Genomic DNA, 26,877 nt, shown 5'->3' with positions numbered 1-26,877 from the left:
ATGTTCCCAAGCGAGACTGACGTTTGGTCAAGTAGCACGCCACGTCTCGAGTGAACAAGTAGTCGGATCTTCTTCGTCAGGCGTCTTGTTCATCGGACTGCGTCAAGCGTGAGAGCGTCTCCGGGCTCGAGCGAGGGCCAGCTTCACGGCCGCCCTCCAGCAGATGATCGGGTGACCCAAGAACGCTCAGCTCAGGCGCCGCGCCTTCAGACGCGCGGCCTCGACGGCGGTGTCGAGTAGCGTCTTGTGGGTGATGGTGAGCGCTAGCGCAGCCTCCTTGCGGCTTTGCAGGATGTCGGCCTCGATTGCCTGCAACCGATCGCCGATCGCCGAAAGGGTCCAGGCGCCGAGCGCGGTTTCCATTGCGTGCCGGCGGCGGAAATGCGGGCGGCGTCGTTCGACGGCGCGGGCGACCGTTTCGCCGCGTCGCTCGACGGTCTCGCGCATGGCCTGGAGCTGCTGGAAATAGCGCAGAAGGGCAAGATGAAGCTGGAACGTCGCGATGCCGGCGGTCGTGAGCCGTTCGATGAGATGGGGCAGGCGCTTGACCTCGCCGGCGGCGGCCGCATCGACGGCTTCCTCCAGCGTGTCCGAGGAAACGTCTCCGACGACGGCGCGCACATCCTCTTCGGTGATCGTGGGGGCGCCGAGGCCGTAGAGGCAGAGCTTCTGCACCTCACCCCGCGAGGCGATGCGGTCCGCTCCGAGGCGTGCCTTCAGCGCTTCGCGGGCCTCGCGATCCATGGTGAGACCGGCGAGGTCGAGTTCTTCGTCGATCATCCTGTCGAGCGCCCGGCCTTCGTCCTGGTAGCAGGGCAGCGCCACGGCGAACCGGCCACGCTCGACATTGATCCTGAGACCTGCGCTCTTCTTCAGATCGCCCGCCTCGATGACGATCAGCGTTTCCTCCAGCTTCTCGCCCGCAAGCTCCGCCACCGCATCGGCGAGGCTCTTGCCGGCCCCCGCTCCGCGTACCCGCACATAGCGCCGCCCGCCCATCAGTGAGAGCGTGCGGGCCTCGTCATAGAGCCGGCCGATATCCTTCTCCAGATCATCGGCCGCCAGCGTGACGGCGGCAAACGGATCGGTCAGATCGACACCGAAATTCTTGGCGAGTTTCGCCGAGCGCTCCGCCACGAGGCCGGTATCGGGTCCGTAAAGAAGGACGAGCGAATGGGAATAGTCCGGTCGGCTCAGGAAGGCCTCGACTTCTCCGGCTTTCTTCTGGGCCACGGATCGAACCTCCCGCGCTTCGCCAGTGATCAGGACCGTCGTTTGCCAGGAGAGGGCGATGCGTCAGTCCGGCCGAGACGTCAGTACCGGCCGACGTCAGGCGCCGCCGCTCAAGGCTGCGTTGACGGCGAGTTCGATCTGCGAGGCGAGGAGCCGGCTCGTCTGCTTGCGCGCGTCGAGCAGAGCGCGCTGGTTCTGATAGAGCTGCTCGGTCGAATCATAGGGCACTGTTGCCATGCGGTCGCCGGAGAGCACCACCTGATTGTCGGAGAGACGAACCAGCGTGAATCGGGCCTTCTCCACGAAGATCGCCGAACGGGGAATGTCGCCCGTATCGGCGATCAGGCCGCGGGCCTGGCTGTCGAGAGCGAGCCGCAATTCGTAGATCGGCTGGGTGACCGGTGTCCCGCGATTGAGCCGGAAGAGAAGCTCGTTGCGCAGGAGCTGTTCGGTGCGCGAATTCGGCTCCGGAATCGCGATGCGGCCTTCATAGCCATAGCTCTGCGGCTCGGTGGAGAAGGTATACACGCCGGCCGTCCCGTAGAGCGGTCCGGCCTGGCAGCCGGCGAGCACCGTCGCGGCGGCAAGCGCGAGGCCGACACGCAACGTACGGCTCCCGCGGCGATTTCGGCGAGAGGGCGTTCCGGGATGATTGCCGGAGACCTTACACGACCACATTGACGATTCTCCCCGGCACGACGACGAGCCGTTTCGGTGTCTTCCCGTCCAGCGCGGCCACGACGAAATCGAGCGCCAGGGTCGCCTGTTCGATGTCAGCTTTGCCGGCCTCGGCCGGAACGGTCAAGTCGCCGCGCTTCTTGCCGTTGATCTGGACCGGGAGTGTGACCGTATCGTCGCTCAGAAGCGTGTCGTCCACCGTTGGCCAGGGCGCGGCTGCGACGAGCCCGTCTTCGCCGATCGCCTCCCAGGCGGATTCGGCGAGATGCGGCATCATCGGTGCGATGGCGCGGACCAGCATCGAGAGGGCTTCGCGCGCCGCGGCGAGCCGGGCAGGGGGGCTCCCCGCATCGAGCTTGGCGAAGGCCGCAGCGAGCTGGTTGACCAGCTCGTGTACCCGGGCGATGGCCTTGTTGAAGCCGAGACGCTCGATGTCTTCGCCGACACCGGCGACGGTGCGGTGTGCGGCCTTGCGGATCGTCAGCGCCTCGTCGTCCTCTCCACCAGACGCGGAGGAGGGCGCGTCCCTCAGCTTTGGAGCGGTCTCGGTGACGAGCCGCCACAAGCGCTGGACGAAGCGGTGGGCGCCTTCGACGCCGGCCTCGGTCCAGATCACGTCGCGATCCGGCGGCGAGTCCGACAGGACGAACCAGCGGGCGGTGTCGGCGCCGTAGGAGCCGATGATGTCGTCCGGATCGACCACGTTCTTCTTCGACTTCGACATCTTCTCGATGCCGCCGATCTCGATCGGCTGGCCGGAGGAGATGCGGATCGCGCGGCGGGCTCCCTCCGCCTCCTCGAAGCGCACATCCACCGGCGGCACCCATTCGCGGCCGTCGCGATAGGTTTCGTGAACGACCATGCCTTGGGTGAACAGGCCCTTGAAGGGCTCGTCGAGATCCAGATGACCGCACTTGCGCATCGCGCGCACGAAGAAGCGGGAATAGAGGAGATGCAGGATCGCATGCTCGATGCCGCCGATATACTGGTCGACCGGCAGCCAGGCATTGGCGGCCTGCGGGTCGGTGGGCTCGTCGGCGCGCGGCGCGGTGAAGCGGGCGAAGTACCACGAGGAATCGACGAAGGTGTCCATCGTGTCTGTTTCACGTGAAGCATCGCCGCCGCAGCGCGGGCAGATGGCCTTGCGCCAGGTGGCGTGACGGTCGAGCGGATTGCCGGGCTTTTCGAAGTCGATGTCGTCGGGCAGCTTGACGGGCAGGTTCTCGCGGGCCTCCGGCACGACGCCGCAGCTTTCGCAATGGAGCACCGGGATCGGGCAGCCCCAATAGCGCTGGCGCGAAATGCCCCAGTCGCGCAGGCGGTAGTTCACCCGTCGCTCGGCCTGGGGAGCGCCGAACAGGTCCGTCGCCTCCAGCCTCTCGGCCACCGCCTCGAAGGCTTCGTCCGGCGTCTTGCCGTCGAGAAAGCCGGAATTGTAGATCGTGCCGTCGTCCGTAAAGGCCTCGTTGCCGACCGAGAAGGCCACCGGGTCCTCATGCGGCGGCAGCACCACGGGCTTGACAGGCAGGCCGTATTTGCGGGCGAAATCGAGGTCGCGCTGGTCGTGGGCCGGGCAGCCGAAGACCGCGCCGGTGCCGTATTCCATCAGCACGAAATTTGCGACATAGACCGGCACGCGCCATTCCGGGTCGAACGGGTGCACCGCCTCGATCCCGGTGGCGAAACCCTTCTTCTCCGCCTTTTCCAGCGCTTCGGCGCTGGTGCCGGTGCGTCGGCATTCGGCGATGAAGGCCTGCAGGTCGGGATTGTTCTCGGCGGCCTTCTGCGCCAGCGGATGATCGGCGGCGACCGCGATGAAGGATGCGCCGAAAAGGGTGTCGGGCCGCGTGGTGAAGACCGTGACCTCGCGCTGGCCTTCGGGCGCCGTCGCGGTCTCCAATGCCCAGCGCAGCATCAGGCCTTCCGACTTGCCGATCCAGTTCCGCTGCATCAGCCGGACCTTTTCCGGCCAGTTCGGCAGGGCGTCGAGGGCGGCCGCCAGATCGTCGGCGAAGTCGGTGATCTTGAAGAACCACTGGACCAGTTCGCGCTGCTCCACGTCGGCGCCCGAGCGCCAGCCCTTGCCGTCGATCACCTGCTCGTTGGCGAGCACGGTCATGTCGACCGGATCCCAGTTCACCTTCGACTTCTTGCGATAGGCGAGGCCCTTGTCCAGCATGTCGAGGAAGAGCATCTGCTGGCGGTGATAGTAATCGACGTCGCAGGTGGCGAATTCGCGCGACCAGTCCAGCGACAAGCCCATCGATTTCAGCTGGGTGCGCATCGCGTCGATGTTCTCATAGGTCCATTTCGCCGGATGCACCTTGTTCTGCATGGCGGCGTTTTCTGCCGGCATGCCGAAGGCGTCCCAGCCCATGGGGTGGAGAACGTTGAATCCCTTGGCCCGCTTGTAGCGCGCCACCACGTCGCCCAGCGCATAATTGCGCACATGGCCCATATGGATGCGCCCTGACGGATAGGGGAACATCTCGAGGACGTAGTATTTCTCGCCCGCCGCGTCCGTCTGCGTCTCGAAGAGCTTCGCCTCGGCCCAGGCTTTCTGCCATTTCGGCTCGGCGGTACGGGGATTGTAGCGTTCGGTGGTCATGGATTGGATGCTCGGGCGGTCTTCGTGCGGATGAAAGGGCGGGAGATCGGTCATGAAGAACCGACTTTTCCCTCATGCGAGGGGTTATCCGCGTCCGTGCCAAAGCGCAATGGCGGGCTGCACTGCACGTCAGCTGGGTTCTTCGCAACTCACCCAAGCTGACGCGCTACTGGCCGGCCCGATTGACCGCCAAGGGTGGAAAGCTGTCATTCGCGGGACCGCTGGCCAGCGGCAACTATGCGGAGGTGGAATTTGAGATTTCAACATTGAGAGCCCGCTATCCGAGCCCGCAATACCGTGAGATCAAATGGGGTCAATTTCTGCAGTCATCTATTATCCCCGAATCCAGTTGATGAATGCGGCTTGTGGTACGGTGAATAACTTTTGCTCGTTTCGTTCTGCCAATGCTTCAATATTCACTTGTTGGGTCGTCAATGACACAATGCCACCTTTGAGAGTATAATTTCTAGCATCACGATCGGGTACAACTTTCACGTCGCTTGGTATTTCTAGAAATCCATCATTTTCCAGTAAGATACGTTCTCGGCTCCTGGGAATATCACCGAGAGGTGTTGTTAAGTCGGATCTCGTTGGTGGAAATGTGCTGTTAACAATTTGATCATTGTCAAATGTGATTGAATATATACGAGTAAAATGGACCAGTATTTTCTCTTCGATTCCTTTATTAATGTAGATAAATTCGGCAATTCCGGTTTCTTGATTAAGTTCCACCAGTTTTGCTGTCCATACGAGCTCCCGACGCAGATCCCAATTGTTAGTTTCGATCTTCAAGACATCTGAGATCGCTGGTTTAGAAAGACAAATGAAAAACAGGGTTACAAGTTGGACTTTCATTTTAGTGTAACCTCGTAATTCGTAATCTTGCTTTTCGACAGAATATCGATCTGGACAAGCGAACCCGCTGCAACCAATTTCGTTAAGTACAGATTTTTTCCGTCGTCATGGAGGAGCTTGTAAGAGCCGTTTTGATATCGCTCATCTTTGTCAGAAGACTTAAAAGTTGGGAGATTTGAGGTATCAGCGTCAACCGAGTTTGATGCGGTCTTAGTTCCTAGATATGCGCCGATATATGATGCCACCAGCGTGGATATGCAGAATATCGTAATAATAGCAGAATAGCCAAAATATAGCTTGAAAACAAAACGTGACAAGAAGAAGAAAATTGATAGAATTAATATGAATATGACAAGTATAACAAATCCGAATACACCCAGCTGGGCTGATCTTACGAACAAAAATGACGTTTCAACTACTCCCGATTTATCTAATATTGTTATTCCAAAAAAATCATTGAAGGCAGTGGTGTATGCGACGCCACCAATATAAAGACATAGGCCAAAATACCCGAAAAAGACGAGTAAATCAGCCAATTGAACCGATATTTCACCTTCCGCTTTCTTTATCTTCTCAAACAGGGTCGATTTTCCTCTTATGGACGGCAGCTCTATCTGCTCACAGTCACCGATATCTTCAGCCTACCGTTAATACCGTAGCTAGTAAAGATTGATCTTCACGCGTGCTGTAAGTCGCTGGCCTGCGACCGTCTACAAGCCGTCATTCGATCAAATTGCAGCATCGGTGAGATTCGGTTTGAAGCGAACATTCCCAACGCGGGGCCCGAATTACCGCAAAGGATCAAATGCCGCCGATCGAGCCTTGTTTGATAATGCACCGCGAAGACGGATGCCGGAGCGTGGCCGCTTCGCCCCCTACTCCGCGCCTGCCGTCTGCCTGATCTCCCGCGCGAGCTCGGCAGGCAGGTTGAGCCTGGCCGCCAGGAGATCGAGATAGGCGCGTTCGGCCGGGTGGTCGGCGTCGATGGCCAGAACCGAGGCGGTGTAGATTTCCATGGCGATTTCGGGCGTTTTCGCTTCAGAGGCGAGGTCGTCGACGGTCTTGGGGCGGCGGAGTTCGTCCATGACGAGGGCCTTTTCGCCGCTCGCCATATCCATCTCGTCGATCTTGCCGAAGATCGCATTTTCCTCGTCGGCGTCGATATAGCCGTCGGCTTTGGCGGCGGCGATCATGGCCGACAGCATCAGCCGGGCGCGATCATCCTCCTCGCCGGAGGGCATGAAGGCGGTGCCATGGGGCTCTGGTACCTCGTCGGGGCTCTGCGTCGAGGGCAGGGTCCGCACGGGTTCGGCGCCGGGCAATGCGGTGGCCCCGGATTTCGTCTGGTAGTTCTGGTAGGCCTTGTAGGCGAGGCCCGCGACCAGCGCGGCGCCACCGAGCTTGAGCGCGCTGCTGCCGAAGGACTTGCCGCGCTTCTTCTTGAAGAGCTGCGAGGCCAGACCGCCGACGACAGCGCTGGTCACCATCGAGCCGCCGCGCCCCTGAAGCATGCCGCCGACCTGATCGATCAGAGAGCCGCCCGAACTGCCGCCCCGCGCCGCGTCACCGGCGCGATAGGGATCGCGGCGGGACGACGAGCCCCCCTGCGTCTGGCTGCCAAGGAAATCGGAGAGAAGGCGCTGAATATCCATTGGGTCGGGTCCTCATGAGTTCGCTCGCTGACCCCGGATATCGAAACGGCCGATGCGATTGGCAATAGCGGCCACCGTCCGATCACAGGCGCAGACTGCCTGCGCTCTGGGCTCACAATGGCTTGGAAGGGTCGACTGCGAGACGGCAGCTTCCCGGCTCGATTGCCCCAGAGATGCCGGCCCGCTTTCCGCCATTCTGGAATCGGGACGCGGATGACCGATATGAGGCGTAGCCAGAATTCGAACCGAGACACTCTCCATGACCAACGAGACTGCCGCCGATCCCCATCTCAGCGGCTACCACGACGTGACCACCCGCATTGCCAAAGCCGCCGCAGACGTCGGCCGCGACCCTGCCGCCGTCACCCTCGTCGCCGTCTCCAAGACCCATGGCGAGGAGGCGATCCTGCCGGTCATCGAGGCCGGACAGCGTGTGTTTGGGGAGAACAAGGTGCAGGAGGCCAAGGGGAAGTGGCCGGCCTTGCGGGAGCGGTTCCCGGACATCGAGCTCAGGCTGATCGGGCCGTTGCAGTCCAACAAGGCGGGGGATGCCGTCGCCCTGTTCGACGTGATCGAATCCGTCGATCGCGAGAAGATCGCGCGGGAGCTCGCCAAGGAGATGAAGAAGCAGGAGAGGGCGCCGCGGCTCTATGTGCAGGTGAACACCGGCGAGGAGGAGCAGAAGGCCGGCATTCCGCCGAAGGAGGCTGTCGCCTTCGTCGCGCGTTGCCGCGAGGAGCACGGCCTCGCAATTGAGGGGCTGATGTGCATTCCGCCGGCCGACGAGAACCCCGGCCCGCATTTCGCGCTGCTTCGCAAGCTCGCCGAGGACGCCGGTCTCGCCAAGCTCTCCATGGGCATGAGCGGTGACTTCGAGACGGCCGTCGAGATGGGCGCGACCTCGGTCCGCGTCGGGTCGGCGATTTTTGGCGCCCGGGACTATGGCTGAGCCTTGCCGCCGGGCGCTCCGGACGACGCCTAGATTTCGTTAGTCGGCGACGGTCTCGATCGTTTGGCAGGGGAGGGCATGCGGGCCGACGGTCCCATATGGCTCTCCACCCAGGAGCAGGATTGGAGGCCCCGTGAAGGACGAAACCGAGGAGCGACTGGTCAAGCAGGCGACGATCGTCACGTCCGTCGTTCTGGCCATGGGAGCGACGGCGGCGCTGGTCTGGGCGGCTGCGCCGGCATTTCTCCTGCTTTTTGGCGGTCTGCTTCTCGCCGCGATTCTGGCCGCCCTTGCCCGGCCCCTGCAATGGCTGGGGCTGAGCTATCGCTGGGCGGTCGGCATCGTCTCCCTGGTGTTCTTCGGGGCCCTGGCGGCCGGCCTGTTCTATGGTGGGATGACGCTCGTCAGCGAGTTCAACGAGCTCTGGCGGCAGTTGCGCGATCAGCTTCGCGCCATCGCCGAGATGCTGGCGGAGATGGGCGTCGGGCCCAGCGGCGAGGATGCAGGGCAGGGCACGGATCCGGTCGGGATCAGCGCCCTCTTCCCCGACGCCTCCGGGATCTTCTCTTCGGCCTCGCAGGCCATGTTCTCCGTGCTCGGCGGTCTCGGCAACATCTTCGTCATCGTCTTCATCGCCCTGTTCACGCTGGCCCAGCCAAGGCTTTATCGCCATGGCGTGGTCAGCCTTTTTCCCGCTTCGAAACGCGACCGCATCGACCACACGATCTACGAGGCCACCCATGAGTTGATCCTGTGGGTCTGCGGCACCGGCATCTCGATGGTCACGGTCTTCGCCGTCACCTGGGTCGGGCTGATCTTCGTCGAGATGCCAAACGCCTTCCTGCTGGCGCTCCAGGCCGGCCTTCTCGCCTTCATCCCGACACTCGGCCCCTTCATCGCCGGAATCCCGATCGTGCTCGTCGGTCTGTCGGACTCCATGACCCAGGCGCTGTGGGGGCTCGGCGTCTATGTGCTGGTCCAGGGTGTCGAGAGCAATGTCTCGCAGCCGATCGCCCAGCGCTACACGAGCGCGCTGCCGCCGGTGCTGACCTTGGGTTCACAGGTGGTGTTCGGCGTGCTTCTGGGCACGCTCGGCATCGCGCTCGCCGTGCCGATGGTCGCGGTGCTGATGGTGTTCGTGCGTGAGCTCTACGTCAAGGACACGCTCGGCGGGGCGTATGATGGCGAGTGCCGGGGCTGGTCGAAGGGCTGAAACGAAGCGCGGCCCGCGGCGTTCTCCTCTCGATTGAAACGGCGCCGTCCACCCGGATGGGAAACGCCTTTGAAATGGGAGAAACGCCCGATGGGCTTTGCCGCCATCGATTCGCTCGCCACCGTGATCGCCGCCATTCTGGCCTTCGCCTTCGGCTTTGCCTGGCACCGCATGTTCGAGAAATCCTGGATGACCGCGGAAGGCTATCGCGGCAAGCCGGCCTTGAAGGTCGCGCCGCTGGTCGTCGTCTTCATCGCCTATCTGGTGATTGCCGGCATGCTCGCCGGCATCGTCGGCCATATCGGCGGCGTGACGCTTTGGAACACCCTGGTCAGCGGCATCATGATCTGGGCGGGCTTCGTCCTCGCCACCATCGTCGTCGACCATTCCTTCGAGGCGCGGCCGCGCAAGCTGACCCTGATCAATGCCGGGCACTGGCTGGGCGTCTTCGTGATCATGAGTCTCGTCATCGGCATCATGGCCTGACTCGCTCAAGAAATGCGCCCACCATAGGGCGCGTCTCAATTCGGCGACAGATCGCGCCGGCAAAGTGACATGCAAGGCGCGATCCGGGCCCAAAGTCTTATGGGCCTGAACTGGACCGCTCCGGCTCTTTCGCCGTAAGTTTGCGCGACGGGTGCCGCCCAGGGCGGCCTCAAGAATTCATGGGAGGAGGTTTCATGACGACGATCACCGTCAAGGACGAGTGGAAGGCGCGCGCCAAGATCGACGACGCCACTTATCGCGAATGGTACGAAAAGAGCGTCTCGGACCCGGAGGGCTTCTGGGCCGAGCACGGCAAGCGGATCGACTGGATCAAGCCCTATTCGAAGGTCAAGAACACCTCCTACGCGCCGGGCAATATCGACATTCGCTGGTTCGAGGACGGCACGCTGAACGTCGCGGCGAACTGCATCGACCGCCATCTCGACAAGCGCGGCGACCAGGTGGCGATCCTCTGGGAGGGGGATGACCCCTCGGAATCCAAGGCGATCACCTATCGCGAACTCCACGAGGAGGTTGGCCGCATGGCGAACGTCCTCAAGGAGCGCGGCGTGAAGAAGGGCGACCGTGTCACCCTCTACATGCCGATGATTCCGGAGGCGGCCTTCGCCATGCTCGCCTGCGCACGGATCGGCGCGATCCACTCGGTGGTCTTCGGCGGTTTCTCGCCGGATGCGCTGGCCGGGCGCCTCGAGGGCGCGGCCTCCAGCGTCCTGATCACCGCCGACGAAGGTCTGCGCGGCGGACGCAAGGTGCCGCTGAAGAAGAACGCCGACAAGGCCTGCGAGATCGCCAAGAAGGCCGGGCAGACGGTCGAGACGATCCTCGTCGTCAAGCGCACCGGCGGCGACATCGAATGGACCGAGGGCCGAGACATCTGGTGGCACGAGGCGAAGGAAAAGACCTCCGCCGATTGCGCGCCGGAAGAGATGAAGGCCGAGGATCCGCTGTTCATCCTCTATACGTCGGGCTCGACCGGCAAGCCGAAGGGCGTCGTCCACACCTCGGGTGGCTACCTCGTCTACGCCTCGATGACCCACGAATACGTCTTCGACTGGCATGAGGGCGACATCTACTGGTGCACCGCCGATGTCGGCTGGGTGACCGGCCACAGCTACATCGTCTACGGCCCGCTCGCCAATGGCGCGACGACGCTGATGTTCGAGGGCGTGCCGAACTATCCCGATGCCGGCCGCATGTGGGACGTGGTCGACAAGCACAAGGTCTCGATCTTCTACACCGCGCCGACCGCGATCCGCGCGCTGATGGGCGCCGGCGACGACAAGGTCACCCGCGCTTCACGTGAAACATTGAAGGTACTGGGCTCGGTCGGCGAGCCGATCAATCCGGAAGCCTGGAACTGGTACTACAAGGTGGTGGGCGACGAGCGCTGCCCGATCGTGGACACCTGGTGGCAGACCGAGACCGGCGGCATCCTGATCACCCCGCTGCCGGGCGCGACGGACCTCAAGCCCGGTTCGGCGACGCGACCCTTCTTCGGCGTCCAGCCACAACTGGTCGACAATGAGGGCCATGTGCTGGAGGGCGCCACCGAGGGCAATCTGTGCATCATCGATTCCTGGCCAGGCCAGATGCGCACCGTCTATGGCGATCACGAACGCTTCGAGCAGACCTATTTCGCGACCTACAAGAACAAGTACTTCACCGGCGACGGGGCGAAGCGCGACGAGGACGGCTATTGGTGGATCACCGGCCGCGTCGACGACGTGATCAACGTCTCGGGCCACCGCATGGGAACGGCCGAGGTGGAATCGGCGCTCGTCTCCCACGCCAAGGTCTCGGAAGCCGCGGTGGTCGGCTATCCTCACGACATGAAGGGGCAGGGCATCTACTGCTACGTCACCCTCATGGAGGGCGAGGAAGGCACCGACGATCTCAAGAAGGAGCTCGTCGCCCATGTCCGCAACGAGATCGGCCCGATCGCTTCGCCGGACAAGATCCAGTTCGCCCCCAGCCTGCCCAAGACCCGCTCCGGCAAGATCATGCGCCGCATCCTGCGCAAGATCGCCGAGGACGATTTCGGCTCGCTGGGCGATACGTCGACACTGGCTGATCCGGGCGTGGTGGATGATCTGATCGACAATCGGCAGAACAAGAAGGGTTAGGCGGCCACGCTGTCCCCTTGGGTGAGTAAAGGCTCGCGCGTGTTCAACGCGCGGGCCTTTTGCCGGTAATCATACTCAAATCCGGTATTGCCGCCCATTCGCCGTGCTCTGCCGGTCAGCTGTGCGATCTGTCAACTCACGACAGAGGGGAAGGATGTGCTCTTCGGTCAGGGGAGCGAGCGGAACGGCCAGTTTGGCCCGGGGGTCGATCCATATCGCTTCCTCAATTTCCGTACCCGCAACGATTGGCTCGTCATATCGTGCGCTGAAAACATGGGCGACGACCTTCCTGCCCTTCTCGTTCGCGGCCTTTGAGGTATAGACACCATGCTTTGACAGCACGTGAAGATTGAGCTTCACGCCTAACTCTTCGGACGCTTCGCGCACAGCTGCCTCGCGGAAGATCTCAAGCCTCTCCGGCTTGCCGCCTGGCGGCATGAACCGCCTTTTTCCCCGCTTGCGGACGAGGAGCGTCTTGCCGTCGGCGCGGATGAGGATGAGGGCAGCGACGTGTATGGCGCGGCTGCTGTACACCACGAGATGATACCCTAGAGCGGTCAAACAACCGCCAAACGGAAATAGCATCAGCGCCGCTAGCGAAATATGTCCATCTGCAATTACTGGAATATTCAATAAAGAACCAGAAAGAGCGCCGACAATTGCGAAACTGGTGCGACTTTGGAATCTGAAACTATGAATTGCGCCAATACCCACAAAGAATGGTATTATACTATACATTGCAGCAAGAGGATAAACGACAACTGAAAAAGTGATAAGTGTAATAATGTCGTCGAGTACCCTAGAAGGTGAAATGAAATGAGATAAACCATATTTTCCTGTGAAGATTCGCGATATAATTCCCGGTAGCAGCAGGGAGTTGGCAGCAAAAATAGGAATTAAGAAAAAAGCAAGTATCTCGTACCATGGACCTCTGTATGTGTATGTTTTACTTTTACACAATCTCATAAATTCCAGCCATCTGTATAAAACCGCGTCCTGATCGACACCGTAATTCGCCACTTGGCCCAGGATACGCTCTCCCAGAGCATCGCGCATCATTTGCGGCTAAGATTTGGGGAATTTGGATGATGTTAGCCAGAACGGGAAAAACAAGTGATTAAAGGTTTTGCCTTCGTCTTTGAGTAAGACATGGCTGAATCCGTGGCCGACGTCCTCTTCATCTGGAAGCTGGATGAAAATGTTCGGATCAAGCGTTCGAGGCCATCTCATTCAGCAAGGCGAAGCGTCAAGTGTGGCTTACAGCTGGGAGGGTTCGGCGCGGACGATCAAGATCACGGCTCAGTGACGGGTTTGGGCCCTGTGCCTCGAAGAGATCAGGCATCTGAACTCACACAGACCGCGTGATGCCACCGTCGATCCGGATGTTCTGTCCTGTGATGTAGGCCGCGCCATCGGAGGCGAGAAAGGCGATGGTTTCCGCCACCTCCTCCACATGCCCGTAGCGCCCGAGCGGGATCTTTTCGCGAAAAGCCTCCTTCTCCGGCAGGCTGTCGATGAAGCCCGGCAGGACATTGTTCATCCTGACGTTTTTCGCCGCCCATTGGTCCGCAAAGAGCTTGGTGAAGGACGCTAGCCCCGCCCGGAACACGGCCGAGGTCGGAAACACCTCGCTCGGCTCGAAGGCCGCAAAGGTCGAGATGTTGATGATCGCGCCGCCGCCATTCTCGGCCATGATCGGCGCGACGAGGCGGGTCGGCCTGACCGCGCTCAGGAAGTAGACCTCCATGCCGCGATACCAGTCCTCGTCGGTGATCTCGAGAATCGGCGCGCGGGGACCATGGCCCGCGCTGTTCACCAGGACGTCAACCCGGCCCCACTCTTCGTGAACCGTATCGACCAGACGCTTGAGGTCCTCGTTCGATTGATTCGAGCCGGTGACCCCGATCCCGCCAAGTTCCTTGGCCAGCGCCTCGCCCTTGCCCGAAGAGGACAGGATCGCCACACGGAAGCCCTTCTCGGCGAGGTTGCGGGCTGCGCCCGCACCCATTCCCGACCCACCGGCCGTGACGATTGCGACCTTGTCGGCCCTATCAAACCCCGCTCGCTGGAATCCCCGTCCGCTCGACCTTGCGCGGCGCCGTGAGTTCCTTCCAGGTCGACAGCGCCTTGTTGACCGGGGCGTTGGCCGGGCGTTCGACGAAGCGGCCGTCGCCCTTTTCGGCGCGCACGTCGCCTTCCTTGTAGACGAGCTTGCCGCGCGAGAAGGTCATCACGGCGAGGCCGGTGACCTCGACGCCCTCGAAGACGTTGTAGTCGATCGCCGATTTCTGGGTCTTGGCCGAAATCGTCTTGGACGCGGTGGGGTCGAAGATCACGAGATCGGCGTCGGCGTCGACAAGGATCGCGCCCTTCTTCGGATAGATGTTCAGGATCTTGGCGATGTTCGTCGAGGTGACGGCGACGAACTCGTTCATGGTCAGGCGGCCGGTGACGACGCCCTTGGTCCAGAGCACCGAGAGCCGGTCTTCGAGACCGCCGGTGCCGTTGGGGATCTTGGTGAAATCGCCCAGCCCCATGCGCTTCTGCTCGGTGGTGAAGGCGCAATGGTCGGTCGCGACCACCTGCAGCGAGCCGCTCGCGAGACCTGCCCAGAGCGAATCCTGATGCTGCTTGTTCCGGAAGGGCGGGGACATGACGCGCCGGGCGGCATGATCCCAGTCGGGATGGGAATATTCGGTGTCGTCGAGCACCAGATGCTGGATCAGCGGCTCGCCATAGACCCGCATGCCCTTCTGCCGGGCGCGCCGGATCGCCTCATGGGCCTGTTCGCAGGAGGTGTGCACCACATAGAGCGGAACGCCGGCCTGGTCGGCGATCATGATCGCCCGGTTCACCGCCTCGCCCTCGACTTCCGGCGGGCGGGAATAGGCATGGGCTTCGGGGCCGTTGTTGCCCTCGGCCATCAGCTTCTGCTGGAGAAAGGCGACGACGTCGCCGTTTTCGGCGTGGACGAGCGGCATCGCGCCGATCTCGGCGCAGCGGTTGAAGGACGCGAACATCTCGTCGTCATTCACCATCAAGGCGCCCTTATAGGCCATGAAGTGCTTGAAGGTGTTGATGCCGGCGTCGACCACCTTCGGCATGTCGTTGAAGAACTTCTCGCCCCACCAGGTGACGCCCATGTGGAAGGAATAGTCCGTGCGCGCGGGCCCGGCCTTCTGGAACCAGGTCTGCAGCGCGTCCATGGGGCTCTCGTCCGGCCCCGGCAGGCAGAAATCCACCGTCATCGTGGTGCCGCCGGAGAGCGCGGCGGCCGTGCCGGAATCGAAGTCGTCCGAGGAAAAGGTGCCCATGAAGGGCATTTCCATATGGGTGTGCGGATCGATCCCGCCCGGCATGACATAGGCGCCGGAGGCATCGATGACCTCGTCGCCGGAAAGGTCCGGTCCGATCTGGACGATCTTGTCGCCGTCGATCAGGATGTCGGCCTTATAGGTGAGATCGGCGGTGACGATGGTGCCGCCTTTGATGACTGTGGTCATGAAGCCTCTCCTTTCGGCGGGGCTGCAAAAAACGCCGGCCCCAATTCAAGTACGATGATGAGCGCGAGATCCAATTGTTGCAGATCATCCTGGCTCAAGCTGCCGATGATCGATCCGATTTCCCGAGGAGATGCACTGGTCATCCGGTTCACCATTGGCTGCGATGGGACGAGCAGACCATTGGACTGCGACGGTTCGATCGTCGGCCGGGTGATCATATCCGTGAGCAAACGGCTCGTGAGGGGGCAGACAAGGATCGGACCATCCGGAATGATCAGGCTCGTCGCGTGGATGATGACGCCAGGGCGGGGTATCTTCGATTGGCCTCCCACGGACACCGTAAAGACGTCGCCCCGCCTCACGCTGCGTCATCGTCCCACAGATCGCCGCGAACCTGCACGATCCAGTCATCGACATCCGGATCATTGCGATCGGACTGATAGATTGCCCTGGCTTCCTCTTCAATCTTGGCCTTGAACAGCGGATTGTTCCAATCCGGCAACCAGATTTCATGCGGTCGCCAGCCCTGCGCCAGCAGTTCCTGCCGCTCTTCTTCCGTCAATTCCGTTGGGCGTCCCATCGCCGCCTCCTGATCCGTGCTGCGAGGGCGATCCTACTCCACCACCCCGGCCGTCTCCACCACCGCATGCATCAGCACATTGGCGCCGGCGGTCGCCCATTCCTTCGAGATCTCTTCGGCTTCGTTGTGCGACAGCCCGTCGACGCAGGGGCACATGACCATGGCGGTGGGGGCGACGCGGTTGATCCAGCAGGCGTCGTGGCCGGCGCCGGAGACGATGTTGGTGTGGGAGTAGCCCAGACGCTCGGCGGCGTCGCGCACGGCCTTGACGCAATTCTCGTCGAAGGTGACGGGGTCGAAATGGCCGACAACCTCGACTTCCGCCGAAATGTCCATCGCATCGACGATGGTCTCGATCCCGTCCTCGATCCGCATCTTCATCGTCTCCAGCGTCTCTTTCGATGGCGAACGGATGTCGACCGTGAAGACGCATTTGCCGGGGATGATGTTGCGGGAGTTCGGATAGACCTCGACATGGCCGATCGCGCCGACGGCGTTCGGCTGATAGTCCATGGCGGTTTCGTGGACGAGCTCAGTGACGCGGGCCATGCCGAGGCCGGCATTGCGGCGCTTGGGCATGGGCGTGGAGCCGGTGTGGCTCTCCTTGCCGGTCAGCGTCACCTGCAGCCAGTAGAGCCCCTGGCCATGGGTGACGACGCCGATGTCGAGGTCTTCGTCCTCGAGGATCGGACCCTGCTCGATGTGCAGTTCGAAGAAGGCCTTCATCTTGCGCGCGCCGACGGGCTCGTCGCCTTCCCAGCCGATGCGCTTCAGCTCCTCGCCGAAGCTCTTGCCCTTGGAATCGACGCGGGCCTTCGCCCACTCCTCCTCATGCACGCCGGCAAAGACGCCGGAGGAGAGCATCGCCGGGGCGAAGCGCGTGCCTTCCTCGTTGGTCCAGTTGGTGACGACGATCGGGTGTTTCGTCTTGATGTTCAGATCGTTCAGCGTGCGTACCAGCTCCAGAGCGCCGAGCACGCCGAGAACGCCGTCATACTTGCCGCCGGTCGGCTGGGTGTCGAGATGCGAGCCTACATAGACGGGCAGGGCGTCGGGATCGGTGCCCTCGCGCCGGGCGAACATGTTGCCCATCGTGTCGAGACCCATTTCGAGCCCGGCTTCCTCGCACCAGCGCTTGAAGAGATGGCGGCCCTCGCCGTCCTCGTCGGTCAGGGTCTGCCGGTTGTTGCCGCCCGCCACGCCCGGGCCGATCTTCGCCATTTCCATGAGCGAATCCCAGAGCCGATCGCCGTTGATCTGGAGGTTGGAAAGCTGGCTCATGGTCTGTCCTCTTGCAATGACTGAAAGTTCTGCCCGACCCAGGGCGAGGGCAAAATCGGGAATGACTATTCTGCGCAGCTCCCGAAAGCCGCGTCATCCCGGGTCAAGCCTGGGATGACGACATTGATGCTCATGTCTTCTTCGGCATTCGGTCGAACCGGTTCAGGGATCAATCCAGCGCTTCGAGAACGCCTTTCAGTGTATCGACGATCTCCCCGATCTGCTCTTCCGAGACGATCAGCGGCGGCGACAGAGCGATGATGTCGCCGGTCACCCGGATCAGCAGCCCCTCTTCGAAGGCCTTCACGAAGGCGGAAAAGGCGCGCTTGGCCGGCTCACCCTTCATCGGTTCCAGCTCGATCGCCCCGATGAGGCCGATGGTGCGGATGTCGATGACGTGGCGCGTGCCTTTCAGGGAATGGATGGCGTCGGCCCAAACCGGCTCCAGCGCCTTCGCCCGCTCGAACAGGCCTTCTTCCTGATAGGTCTCGAGCGTGGCGAGGGCCGTGGCGGCGGCGATCGGGTTGCCGGAATAGGTGTAGCCGTGGGCGAACTCGATCAGATGTTCCGGCCCGCTCATGAAGGTCTCGTAGATCTCGCTCTTCACATAGACCGCGCCCATCGGGATGACGCCGTTGGTCAGCCCCTTGGCGGTGATCATGATGTCGGGCGTCACGCCGAAATAGTCGGCGGCAAAGGCGGTGCCCATGCGGCCATAGCCGGTGATGACCTCGTCGAAGATCAGGAGGATGCCGTGCTGATCGCAGATCTCGCGCAACCGCTTCAGATAGCCCTTCGGCGGCGGCAGCACGCCGGTTGAGCCGGCAACCGGCTCGACGATGACGGCGGCGATGGTGGAAGGATCGTGCAGCGTCGCGATTCTGAGAAGGTCTTCGGCCAGCTCCGCGCCGTGTTCGGTTTCGCCCCGCGAATAGCCGTTGCGGGCCGGGTCATGGGTATGGCGCATGTGGTCGACGCCGGTGAGCAGCGTGCCGAACATCTTGCGGTTGGCGACGATGCCGCCCACCGAAATGCCGCCGAAATTGACGCCGTGATAGCCGCGCTCGCGGCCGATCAGGCGGAACCGCGCGCCATCGCCCTTTGCTCGGTGATAGGCGAGGGCGATCTTCAGCGCGGTTTCGACGGATTCCGAACCGGAATTTGTGAAGAAGACGTGGTCGAGCCCCTCTGGCGCGATGGTGGCGAGGCGCGAGGCGAGTTCGAAGGCCTTGGGATGGCCCATCTGAAACGCCGGGGCGTAGTCGAGCTCGGCGGCCTGGGTCTGGATCGCTTCGGTGATCTTCGGCCGGCAATGGCCGGCATTCACGCACCAGAGGCCCGCCGTTCCGTCCAGCACCTGCCGCCCGTCCACGGTCGTGTAGTGCATGTCGCGGGCCGAGGCGAAGAGCCGCGGGGCCTTCTTGAACTGCCGGTTTGCCGAAAACGGCATCCAGAAGGCTTCGAGATTGTTGGGAACGATGGTGGAATGCTCGTTCATCGCCGCTCGCCTTCCGTCGGTCTTGAGCCGCCGATCCGCGGAAGCGGTTGCGTTTCGCGTCCGGAATCTTGACTATTTGGTCAAATCGGACGCTAGAAGCTCGGCTCGGACCGGTCAAGCGGATTTGCCGCGACGGACGGCGAGCCAGATGGGGGAAGTCTTGGACGCCAAGCTCGACGGGGAGACGGAGGAGGGCGAGGCGAAGCGCCAGCCGACGCGCATTCAGGCGATCAATCGGGAGATCATTCTCGAGGCGGCGCTCGAAGTCTTCGCGACCCACGGCTTCCGGGGATCGACGGTCGATCAGATCGCGACCCGGGCCGCCATGTCGAAGCCCAACCTCCTCTACTATTATCGCCGCAAGCAGGACATCTACTACGCCGTCCTTCAGCATACGCTGGACGACTGGCTGGCGCCGCTCGAGGCGATCGATGCGGAGGGCGATCCGATCGAGCAGCTTCGGCGCTACATCACGCTGAAGCTCGAAATGTCGGCGGAAAATCCAGCCGCCTCACGGCTTTTTGCCAATGAGATCCTGGCCGGCGCACCGGTCATTGGCGATTTTCTCAGAAGCCGGCTGCGCACCCTGGTGCATGACAAGGCAGCCGTGATCCGCCGCTGGGTGGGCGAGGGCCGTCTGGCACCGGTCGATCCGGTCCATCTGATCTTCCTGATCTGGGCAACGACCCAGCACTACGCCGATTTCGACGCGCAGATCCGGGCGGTCCTGGGATCGCAGGTCGAACAGCCGGGCTTTTACGAGCAGGCCGCCCAGGCAGTGCTGACCATCGTTCTGAACGGCATCAGGCCGCGCGACTGACGGAAAATCGGCTCGCGCGACTCAGGCCGCCCTGGACCGCTCTTTCGGACCTTCGATGGCAAGATCGGTGGTGAAGCGCTTGGTGATCGCGGCGATCGTTGCCGGCAGTTCCTCTTTCGGCTGGGGCCTCGAGAAGAAATAGCCCTGCATCTCGCGGCAGCCTTCGTTGAAGAGCGCCCGCATCTGGCCCTGCGTCTCGATGCCTTCGGCGATCACCTGCATGTTGAGCGCCCGCGACAGGCCGATGACCGACCGCACAATCGCCATGTTCTCGGAGCGGGCCAGATCGCGCACGAAGGACTGGTCGATCTTGATCTTGTCGAAGGGGAAACGGCTGAGATAGCCGAGCGAGGAATAGCCGGTGCCGAAATCGTCCATGGAGATGGTCAGGCCGCGGCGTCGAAGCTCGCTCAGGATCTTCAGGATTTCGTCGCTCTCGTCGAGGAACAGCGATTCGGTGACCTCGATCTGCAGCCGGTTTGCGGCGAGGCCCGAAGTCTGCAGCGCACGATCGATGTCGGCGACGAGGCTCGCGCTCTTGAACTGCACCGGCGAGAAATTGACCGAGATGATCATCGAGGCGGGCCAGCTCGCCGCTTCCGCGCAGGCGGTCTCGACGCACCAGATGCCGAGCCGTTCGATCAGCCCGGTCTCCTCGGCGAGCGGCACGAATTCGCCGGGCGAGATCATGCCTTTTTCGGGATGGCGCCAGCGCAGCAGCGCCTCGAAGCCGCTCACGCGGTTTTCGGCAATGTCGACGAAGGGCTGATAATAGAGTTCGAACTGGTCCTGTTCGAGTGCGACCTGCAGGTCGAGTTCCATTTCTCGGCGCTGCTTCAGCTTCTGCCGCATCGCCGGCTGGAAGATGCGATAGGCGCCCTGCCGCTCCTCCTTGGCCTTGTAGAGCGCGAGATCGCAATTCTGCAGCATGATGTCCGCGTTGATCGCGTCCTTGTCGTCGCCGGAAGGGGAATGCGCGACGAGACCGACGCTTGCGCTGGCGAAGATACGCCGGCCGTCGATTTCGAAGGGCTGGTCGAAGGCTTCGACGATCGACGCGCCGAGCGCGTCGGCTTCCACTCCGGACCTCGCCTGCGGTGCGATGATCGCGAATTCGTCGCCGCCCAGCCGGGCGACGCTCGCCCGGGCATCGACCAGCGACGCCATCCGGTCGCCGCATGAGCGCAGCAGAGCGTCGCCGACAGGGTGGCCGAACGTGTCGTTGATCGACTTGAAATTGCGAATGTCGATGACGGCCACGGCGAAGGGCTTGCGCGCGCTTCTCAGAAGCTGGTCAAGCTCCTCGCCGAACTTGCGACGATTGGGAAGGTCGGTGAGCCCGTCATGGCCGGCGAGATGCTGAAGGCGCTGGGAAATCCGCTCGCGTTCGGTGATGTCCTCGAAGGTGAGCAGAAGACCTTTGCCGGCCATGCCCCGGCGTTTGACGTCGAGAATGACGCCCTCCGGCGTCTGCATGTGATGGGAATCGGTCTCGTGTTCGCGCAGGGGCGCGGTGAGCTGGGGATCGGTGAAGAACTTCTTGGCCGGCGTCAGCGGCTCGAATTCGCCGAATCGGGCGGCGAAGACGCCGTTGCACAGGAGTAGCTGTTTCTGCCCGTTCAGCATGCAGAGCGCCTGGGTCATGTTGTCGAGCGCCGCTTGCAGCTGATCCTGCTGGGTCGCGATCTGGCCGGAGAGAAGGTTCGTCTTCTCGTGCAGCGTGGACTTCAGTTCTTCGTAGCTCGTCGCCACTTCGCGGAGCGCATCCATGGCGCGGCGGACTTCGGACGGACCCTTGGCTTCGAGCGAAATGCCTGGTTCGTCGGCCGCGATCGCCTGGGCTGTATCGGCGAGGCGCCGGACCGGACCGGCGATCGAACGGATCAGAAAGAAGGCGAAGCCGATCGTCGCCAGAAGCACCGAAGCAAGGCCGACCACATTCTGGACCGTGGTGCTGGCAAGCGCATTCTCCGCAGTGTCCTTCCGTTCCTCAAGATCGCTGCGCATCTGACGAGCGGCCTTTTCGAGGCCGAGTGCGATCTTGTTCAGTTCTCGCACCATGGTCAGATGAGTCAGGGACGCGTAACCGGAATCCACAAGGCGGGCGGGATAAAGGGCATCACGCAGCGTCCGGGCGGCGGGTTCGGGAATGTCTGCCGCAAGGACTTCGTCGGCCTGGCTTCGAAATTCCGAGATCGCGGCGAGCACGTCTTCCAGATTGCGGCCGGACAGAGGGCTGCGTCTGGTTTCCTCCCCCGCGACCTCGAGGAATCCTGCGAGCCGGCTTCGCACCTCGTTGATGTTCGTGAGGCTGGACGTGATCCGGGTCAGCGGTCGGACACTGTCGGTATAGAACAGACCCATCTGTGCGATCGAGGCAGTCTGCTTGGTGTAGGCAAGAAATCCGAAGGCGATCGTAAGGCAGGCGAACACCATGCAACCGGCGATGAGTCTTATCCTGATCGACATTTACGCATCTTCTCGCCATGTACCCGGCTTACATCGGGCGCAGTCGGGTACAGTCCCCAATGCGCCTTGGGCGGAGACTATGGGGTGAGGGGGTTACTTCACCGTTACGTTTCAGCGATCTTACTGAACGGGGTTGTCGAATCCTGCGCCGAACGTTTGTCCAGGGCCGTCAGCCCATGAGGGGCGGCAATATGAGTCGACTCGAACGATCTCAAGCGACGGGACTGACAGCGCCTCCGCCATCATTCTGCCGGGATCGGCCGTTGTTCACGGGCACAGGGCGCGGCATGTTCGGTCGAACGCCGCTGAACCCGCCCTCGATCTCCCCTTTGCGTCTTGGACGGCAATCGTCTCTTGGAAGGGCCTTCGATGCTGTTTCTCCTGTCGGGACTGAATGGCGTTTACAGCCAATTCGGTTTCACCCTGGTGCAGGCGATTGCTCGCAACGCTTATCCGGAGGTCGCGGCAGCTCGGTTTGCGCGTCTCGAGAAGTTTCATGAGCACTACAAGAATCGGGGTGACAAGGCGCTGGTGGCTTTGATCCAGCCAGGCGATTCCCGTATCCCGAAGCTCCTGCAGAAGACCCAGTCGATCGTTGTCCTGTTTCAGGACGAACTGACCGATCTGGTCGGAACCATCATGATCCGCGACAAGCGCAGTTTCCGGTCGTCGCTTCAGCATGCAACATGGATGTCGGCCAACTTTGCCTGGTTTGCGGAGACGGCGAGCACGCTCTTCTACCCGCAGCCCCATCTGGATTCACGCCTCGTCCCGTTGATCGAATCCCTGTCCGGTTTCGTGGGGGTGGAACTAGACAGCGAAGGGATCGAGACGGTCTTTAAGGCGCTGGGGCTTCAATCCACCCATGCCGACGTGACGGTGGGCGAGGCCCTCCAGGCCTTTGCACCTTACATCGACAAGATCCGCGGTGAAATCGAGCGATTGAACGAGGGCGAGCTGGCGCTGCTGGATTCTGTCAGGACTTACTATGGAAGGCCGACGGAGGTGGAGACGACGCATCAACTCTCCTGGCCCGTTCAGGCGCTCTTCGAACCGCAGCAACGCGACGAACCGTTCGAGGCCCCCATCGAAATGGTCGGCAAGGCCCGCCGGCTCCTGACGGGGCCAGCCTATCACCTGGTGCCGGGCAACTGGCTGGTCGAAGTGGTTATTGCGATCGACGAGAATTGGTCTGAGAACAAGCTTGCCTTCAAAGTTTTCGAGGGAGCGCTCAATCGCAGCCAACTGGAAACGATCCTGCCCGGGCAGGGGCGCCTTGCTCTTACTCAGGCCTTCACCGTGGAGGATGTCGGCCGCCCGATCTCGCTCGCCTTCGAGATCCTGGAAGGCGCGATCGAGGGACGCCTCTGGGTGGAGACGATCCGCCTGAGACGGCAGGGGACACCGCTGGTTTCATGAGGCAGGTTGCTTCTGAAATGCGAAAGCCTGAGGTCCCCGTCGGAACTCGCCGAATGCTTCAATCCCGCCGCCTCACGCGCTTCGGCGCCGAAGTGCGGGGAATGTCGACGGCGTCGGCCAGGCTGTTGCGGGCGCCGAGGATATGGGATCGCATGATCGCTTCGGCCCAGGCCCCGTCCCGCGTCTCGATGGCGGCCAGAAGCTTGCGGTGATCCGACAGGCTCCGCTCGATCTCGTCGCAGCCGAACCGGGCATAGGTGTTGATCAGAAAGCCGATCTCCATCAGCCGCACGGCGGAATCCGTGAGCGTCGTATTGCGCCCTGCCGCCAGGATGGCGTGGTGGAAATCGCGATTGAGCATCGAGAGTTTCTCGATCACGGGTTCCGTCTTCTCCTCGCGCGCAGCCAGGGCATCGAGTTCGTCCTGAACGGTCTTGAGGGTCGAAAGATCGGATTCGTCGTGGCGCTCGGCCGCAAGCCGCGCCGCCTCGCTCTCCAGAAGGGCGCGCACGTCGTAAATCTCGGCGATCTCGCGGGGGCTGCGCTGCTTCACGATCGTGCCCGAGCGTGGCGTCATCTCCACGAACCCGTCGCCGGCGAGCCGGACCATCGCCGAACGGACGGGGGTGCGGCTGGCGCCGAAACGCTCTGCCAGAAGCTCCTCGGTAATGCGTTCGCCGGGTTTCAGAAGCCCCGTCAGGATGCCCCGGCGAATGTCCTCATAGACCCGGTCGGCGGTGCGTTTGCCGGCCTTGCTGCTGCGCCTCTCACCCGCCATGTCGAGCCTCATTGGATACAAATAACGCCTCGTAACCGGGGCTTATTGTAGCGGACTTGACAATTTGGATACAATAGACGAAGCCTTTTCGCGTTCGAGGAACAGCATGGCGCCGGGAGGTCGGCGTTTCGGGGGCGGGAGGAAACGCCCTCGATCGGGAGGAAGACTTGAAACCGTTGACGGGCATTCGCGTCCTGGAAATGGGACAGCTGATCGCCGGGCCGTTCTGCGGCCAGCTGATGGCGGATTTTGGCGCCGAGGTCGTGAAGATCGAGCCGCCGAAGACCGGCGACGCCATGCGCCAATGGGGTCGCAAGGATGAAGCCGGGCACACGCTCTGGTGGCCTGTCATCGCCCGCGGCAAGAAGTCGCTGACGCTCGATCTTCGCAAGCCGGAAGCCCAGGCGATCGTGCGCGAGCTCGCCGAAAAGGCCGATATTCTCATCGAAAATTTCCGTGTCGGTCGCATGGAGGAATGGGGCCTTGGCTATGATGTGCTGAAAGAGCGCAATCCGGGGTTGATCATGGTGCGCGTGACCGGCTTTGGCCAGACCGGTCCCTATGCGGATCGGGCGGGCTTCGCCTCGGTCTGCGAGGCGATGGGCGGCATGCGCTACATCGCCGGATATCCCGATCGCCCGCCGGTCAGGGCCGGAATCTCGATCGGCGATACGCTGGCCGGCCAGAGCGGCTTCCAGGGCGCGCTGCTCGCGCTTCAGCACCGCAACCGGACCGGCGAAGGACAGGTCGTCGACGCCTCGATCTACGAGGCCGTGCTGTCGGTCATGGAAAGCGTCGTCTCCGAATATGACGGCGGCGGCCATGTGCGCGAGCGTTCGGGCAGCTTCCTGCCGGGCATCGCGCCCTCCAACGCCTATCCGACCAGGGACGGCGAAACGGTCATCGTCGGCGCCAATCAGGACAGCCTGTTCAGGCGCCTCTGCAAGGTCATGGGCCAGCCGGAACTCAGCGAGGACGAACGCTTTTCTTCCCACCAGGCGCGCGGCCGAAACCAGGCGGAAATCGACGCGATCATTTCAGAGTGGACCGCCGGGCATACGGCCTCCGAGATCGTCGAGACGCTTGCGGAGAACGGCGTGCCGGCGGGCTTGACCTACAAGGCGCCGGATATGCTGGCCGATCGGCATTTTCAGGCGCGCGAATCGATCACCCGGGTCGAGGATCCGGAGATCGGTTCACTCGCGATGCAGAACGTGTTTCCGAAATTGTCCGCTTCGCCCGGTTCGATCGAGCGCACCGGTCCGAAGCTTGGCGAACACACCGACGCTGTTCTGGGCGAGTGGCTCGGCTACGACGACGCCCGGATCGCGGCCCTCAAATCGGCGCATGTCGTCTGATGGCGCCGTGCTTCCTCCTGACACGCCAGAGGGGGCGCTGCGATGATTGAACCCATCATTGTCGTCGTCATCCTGCTCGGCCTCATCGCGCTCGGCGCGCCGATCTTCCTGGCACTCGGCGCGGCCGGGCTCACGGGTCTCTACATGGCGCGCGGCGCCATGGCCTTCTTCTTCGGGCCGACCTCGATCTTCGGTCAGCTCAACAGCTTCGAACTCCTGGCGCTGCCGCTCTTCGTGCTGATGGGCAATTTCCTTGCTGCGACTCCGGTCGGCGCCAATCTGTTCCGGGCGGCGGTGATCTGGCTGCAATGGCTGCGCGGCGGGCTGGCGATCGCGACCGTCAACGCCTCGGCGGTGTTCGGCGCGGTCAGCGGCGTGTCGATCGCGGGTGTCGCCGCCGTCGGTTCGATCGCGGTGCCACAGATGCTCGACCGTGGCTATTCGCGCTCGCTCGCCGCAGGCAGCGTCGTCGCCTCCGGCGCGCTGGCCATGCTGATTCCGCCGAGCGTGCCGCTGATCATCTATGGCGCGGTGTCCTCGGTCTCGGTCGCCGACCTCTTTATCGGCGGCATCGTCCCCGGGATCGCATTGGCGCTGGCACTCTGCGTCTATGTCTATTTCCGCGCGCTCCTCAACCCGGAGGAGGCGCCGAGCGGCGAGCGCGTCCACTATAGCTGGGGCGAAAGGCTGCGGGCTCTCGGCGGCATCTGGCACGCGATGCTTCTGATCATCGTCGTTCTGGGAGCGATCTATTCCGGCATCGCCACGCCGAGCGAGGCCGCCGCCTTCGGTGCGGTCGGCGCGTTCCTGATCGCCGTTGGCGTCTTCCGCTGCCTTGATCTGAAGGGCGTTATGAAGGTGCTCGGTTCGAGCGCGCGCATCTCCGGCGCGATCCTGATCATCATGGGCTGCGCCCGCATCTTCGGCGACTATCTCAACCTGGTTCGCGTCCCCGATGCGGTCTCCAGCCTGCTGATCGGCACCGACCTGCCGCCCGAAGTCATCCTGATGCTGATCATGCTGATCCTGGTCGGCCTCGGCATGCTGGTCGACGCCGTCTCGCTGATCGTGGTGACGACGCCGATCCTTCTGCCGCTCGTCACAGCGCTCGGCTACGATCCGCTGTGGTTCGGCATCATCCTCGTCATGAACCTGGAAATCGCGGTGATCACGCCGCCGGTGGGGCTCAATCTCTACACGTTGAAGGCGGTCGTGCCGACCCTGAAGATCGAGGAGATCATCCGTTCGGTCGTACCCTTCGTCATCATCCAGTTCCTGATGCTCGCCTTGTTCGTCCTGGTTCCCTCGATCAGCCTCTGGCTGCCGAACCTCGTCAAATGACTGTCTCAAAGG

22 protein-coding genes are annotated in these 26,877 nt (G+C 62.4%); 8 read left to right on the top strand and 14 right to left on the bottom strand.

Annotation, left to right across the window (positions count from 1 at the left end; all coding sequences use genetic code 11):
• Positions 1-186: 186 nt before the first annotated feature.
• The 5 genes from holA to MF134_RS04935 form a co-directional block, all read right to left on the bottom strand.
• Positions 187-1,233 carry a DNA polymerase III subunit delta gene (holA, locus tag MF134_RS04955; protein ID WP_255338295.1) on the bottom strand — a complete coding sequence of 349 codons (1,047 nt, stop codon included), beginning with the start codon at positions 1,231-1,233 and terminating at the stop codon, positions 187-189.
• A gap of 96 nt (positions 1,234-1,329) precedes the next feature.
• The gene (locus tag MF134_RS04950; RefSeq protein ID WP_255338294.1) at positions 1,330-1,839 is read right to left on the bottom strand and encodes a hypothetical protein; all 510 of its coding nucleotides are present in this window, start codon (positions 1,837-1,839) and stop codon (positions 1,330-1,332) included.
• Between the two features lie 58 nt (positions 1,840-1,897).
• Complete coding sequence (leuS, locus tag MF134_RS04945; protein ID WP_255338293.1) at positions 1,898-4,519, bottom strand: leucine--tRNA ligase; 2,622 nt, start codon at positions 4,517-4,519, stop codon at positions 1,898-1,900.
• A 333-nt stretch (positions 4,520-4,852) separates the two neighbouring features.
• Entirely contained in the window at positions 4,853-5,374 is a 522-nt protein-coding gene (locus tag MF134_RS04940) for a hypothetical protein (protein WP_255338292.1), read from the bottom strand.
• Positions 5,375-6,249: 875 nt separating this feature from the next.
• Positions 6,250-7,026 carry a tellurite resistance TerB family protein gene (locus MF134_RS04935; protein WP_255338291.1) on the bottom strand — a complete coding sequence of 259 codons (777 nt, stop codon included), beginning with the start codon at positions 7,024-7,026 and terminating at the stop codon, positions 6,250-6,252.
• 259 nt (positions 7,027-7,285) lie between these two features.
• Between MF134_RS04935 and MF134_RS04930 the strand changes: the two genes are divergently transcribed.
• The 4 genes from MF134_RS04930 to acs all read left to right on the top strand — a co-directional run bounded on the left by MF134_RS04930 (position 7,286) and on the right by acs (position 11,818).
• Positions 7,286-7,975, top strand: a complete 690-nt coding sequence (locus tag MF134_RS04930) for a YggS family pyridoxal phosphate-dependent enzyme (protein WP_255338290.1) — start codon at positions 7,286-7,288, stop codon at positions 7,973-7,975.
• 133 nt (positions 7,976-8,108) lie between these two features.
• On the top strand, positions 8,109-9,188 hold the full coding sequence (locus MF134_RS04925) for an AI-2E family transporter (protein ID WP_255338289.1): 1,080 nt from the start codon (positions 8,109-8,111) through the stop codon (positions 9,186-9,188).
• A gap of 90 nt (positions 9,189-9,278) precedes the next feature.
• The gene (locus tag MF134_RS04920) at positions 9,279-9,674 is read left to right on the top strand and encodes a DUF1761 domain-containing protein (RefSeq protein WP_255338288.1); all 396 of its coding nucleotides are present in this window, start codon (positions 9,279-9,281) and stop codon (positions 9,672-9,674) included.
• 194 nt (positions 9,675-9,868) lie between these two features.
• Positions 9,869-11,818 (top strand): acetate--CoA ligase, encoded by a 1,950-nt coding sequence (acs, locus tag MF134_RS04915; protein WP_255338287.1) that lies wholly within the window; start codon positions 9,869-9,871, stop codon positions 11,816-11,818.
• Between the two features lie 75 nt (positions 11,819-11,893).
• Here acs and MF134_RS04910 read toward each other — a convergent pair whose 3' ends face one another.
• The 7 genes from MF134_RS04910 to MF134_RS04880 all read right to left on the bottom strand — a co-directional run bounded on the left by MF134_RS04910 (position 11,894) and on the right by MF134_RS04880 (position 18,680).
• A complete protein-coding gene (locus tag MF134_RS04910; RefSeq protein WP_255338286.1) occupies positions 11,894-12,877 on the bottom strand; it encodes an NUDIX hydrolase in 984 nt (327 codons plus the stop codon).
• 289 nt (positions 12,878-13,166) lie between these two features.
• A complete protein-coding gene (locus MF134_RS04905; protein WP_255338527.1) occupies positions 13,167-13,850 on the bottom strand; it encodes an SDR family oxidoreductase in 684 nt (227 codons plus the stop codon).
• Positions 13,851-13,869: 19 nt separating this feature from the next.
• Entirely contained in the window at positions 13,870-15,321 is a 1,452-nt protein-coding gene (gene hydA / locus MF134_RS04900) for a dihydropyrimidinase (protein ID WP_255338285.1), read from the bottom strand.
• A complete protein-coding gene (locus tag MF134_RS04895; RefSeq protein ID WP_255338284.1) occupies positions 15,318-15,683 on the bottom strand; it encodes a type II toxin-antitoxin system PemK/MazF family toxin in 366 nt (121 codons plus the stop codon). Before MF134_RS04895 ends, hydA begins: the two co-directional genes overlap by 4 nt.
• Positions 15,680-15,883: an antitoxin MazE-like protein gene (locus MF134_RS04890; RefSeq protein ID WP_255338283.1), complete on the bottom strand. Its 204-nt coding sequence runs from the start codon at positions 15,881-15,883 to the stop codon at positions 15,680-15,682. The genes MF134_RS04895 and MF134_RS04890 overlap by 4 nt, the downstream gene beginning before the upstream one ends.
• A 51-nt stretch (positions 15,884-15,934) precedes the next feature.
• The gene (locus MF134_RS04885; protein WP_255338282.1) at positions 15,935-17,182 is read right to left on the bottom strand and encodes a Zn-dependent hydrolase; all 1,248 of its coding nucleotides are present in this window, start codon (positions 17,180-17,182) and stop codon (positions 15,935-15,937) included.
• Positions 17,183-17,351: 169 nt separating this feature from the next.
• Positions 17,352-18,680 (bottom strand): aspartate aminotransferase family protein, encoded by a 1,329-nt coding sequence (locus MF134_RS04880; RefSeq protein ID WP_255338281.1) that lies wholly within the window; start codon positions 18,678-18,680, stop codon positions 17,352-17,354.
• A gap of 148 nt (positions 18,681-18,828) precedes the next feature.
• Between MF134_RS04880 and MF134_RS04875 the strand changes: the two genes are divergently transcribed.
• Complete coding sequence (locus MF134_RS04875) at positions 18,829-19,500, top strand: TetR family transcriptional regulator C-terminal domain-containing protein (protein ID WP_255338280.1); 672 nt, start codon at positions 18,829-18,831, stop codon at positions 19,498-19,500.
• Between the two features lie 21 nt (positions 19,501-19,521).
• On the opposite strand, the gene MF134_RS04870 is transcribed toward MF134_RS04875, so the two are convergent.
• Entirely contained in the window at positions 19,522-21,969 is a 2,448-nt protein-coding gene (locus tag MF134_RS04870) for an EAL domain-containing protein (protein WP_255338279.1), read from the bottom strand.
• 369 nt (positions 21,970-22,338) lie between these two features.
• Here MF134_RS04870 and MF134_RS04865 point away from each other — a divergent pair, with 369 nt between their 5' ends.
• Positions 22,339-23,388, top strand: coding sequence for a hypothetical protein (locus tag MF134_RS04865; protein WP_255338278.1), 1,050 nt, complete (start codon positions 22,339-22,341; stop codon positions 23,386-23,388).
• 58 nt (positions 23,389-23,446) lie between these two features.
• Here the strand turns inward: MF134_RS04865 and MF134_RS04860 are convergent, their stop codons facing one another.
• Positions 23,447-24,166, bottom strand: coding sequence for a GntR family transcriptional regulator (locus MF134_RS04860; protein WP_255338277.1), 720 nt, complete (start codon positions 24,164-24,166; stop codon positions 23,447-23,449).
• Positions 24,167-24,333: 167 nt separating this feature from the next.
• Between MF134_RS04860 and MF134_RS04855 the strand changes: the two genes are divergently transcribed.
• Positions 24,334-25,524, top strand: coding sequence for a CaiB/BaiF CoA transferase family protein (locus MF134_RS04855; RefSeq protein ID WP_255338276.1), 1,191 nt, complete (start codon positions 24,334-24,336; stop codon positions 25,522-25,524).
• A 42-nt stretch (positions 25,525-25,566) separates the two neighbouring features.
• Complete coding sequence (locus tag MF134_RS04850; protein WP_255338275.1) at positions 25,567-26,865, top strand: TRAP transporter large permease; 1,299 nt, start codon at positions 25,567-25,569, stop codon at positions 26,863-26,865.
• The last annotated feature ends 12 nt before the right edge of the window (positions 26,866-26,877 follow it).

It is taken from the genome of Jiella marina, from assembly GCF_024359545.1.
GTDB lineage: Bacteria > Pseudomonadota > Alphaproteobacteria > Rhizobiales > Rhizobiaceae > Jiella.
Note: the sequence above shows the minus strand (reverse complement) of the source record. Positions and strands in the feature narration are given on the sequence as shown.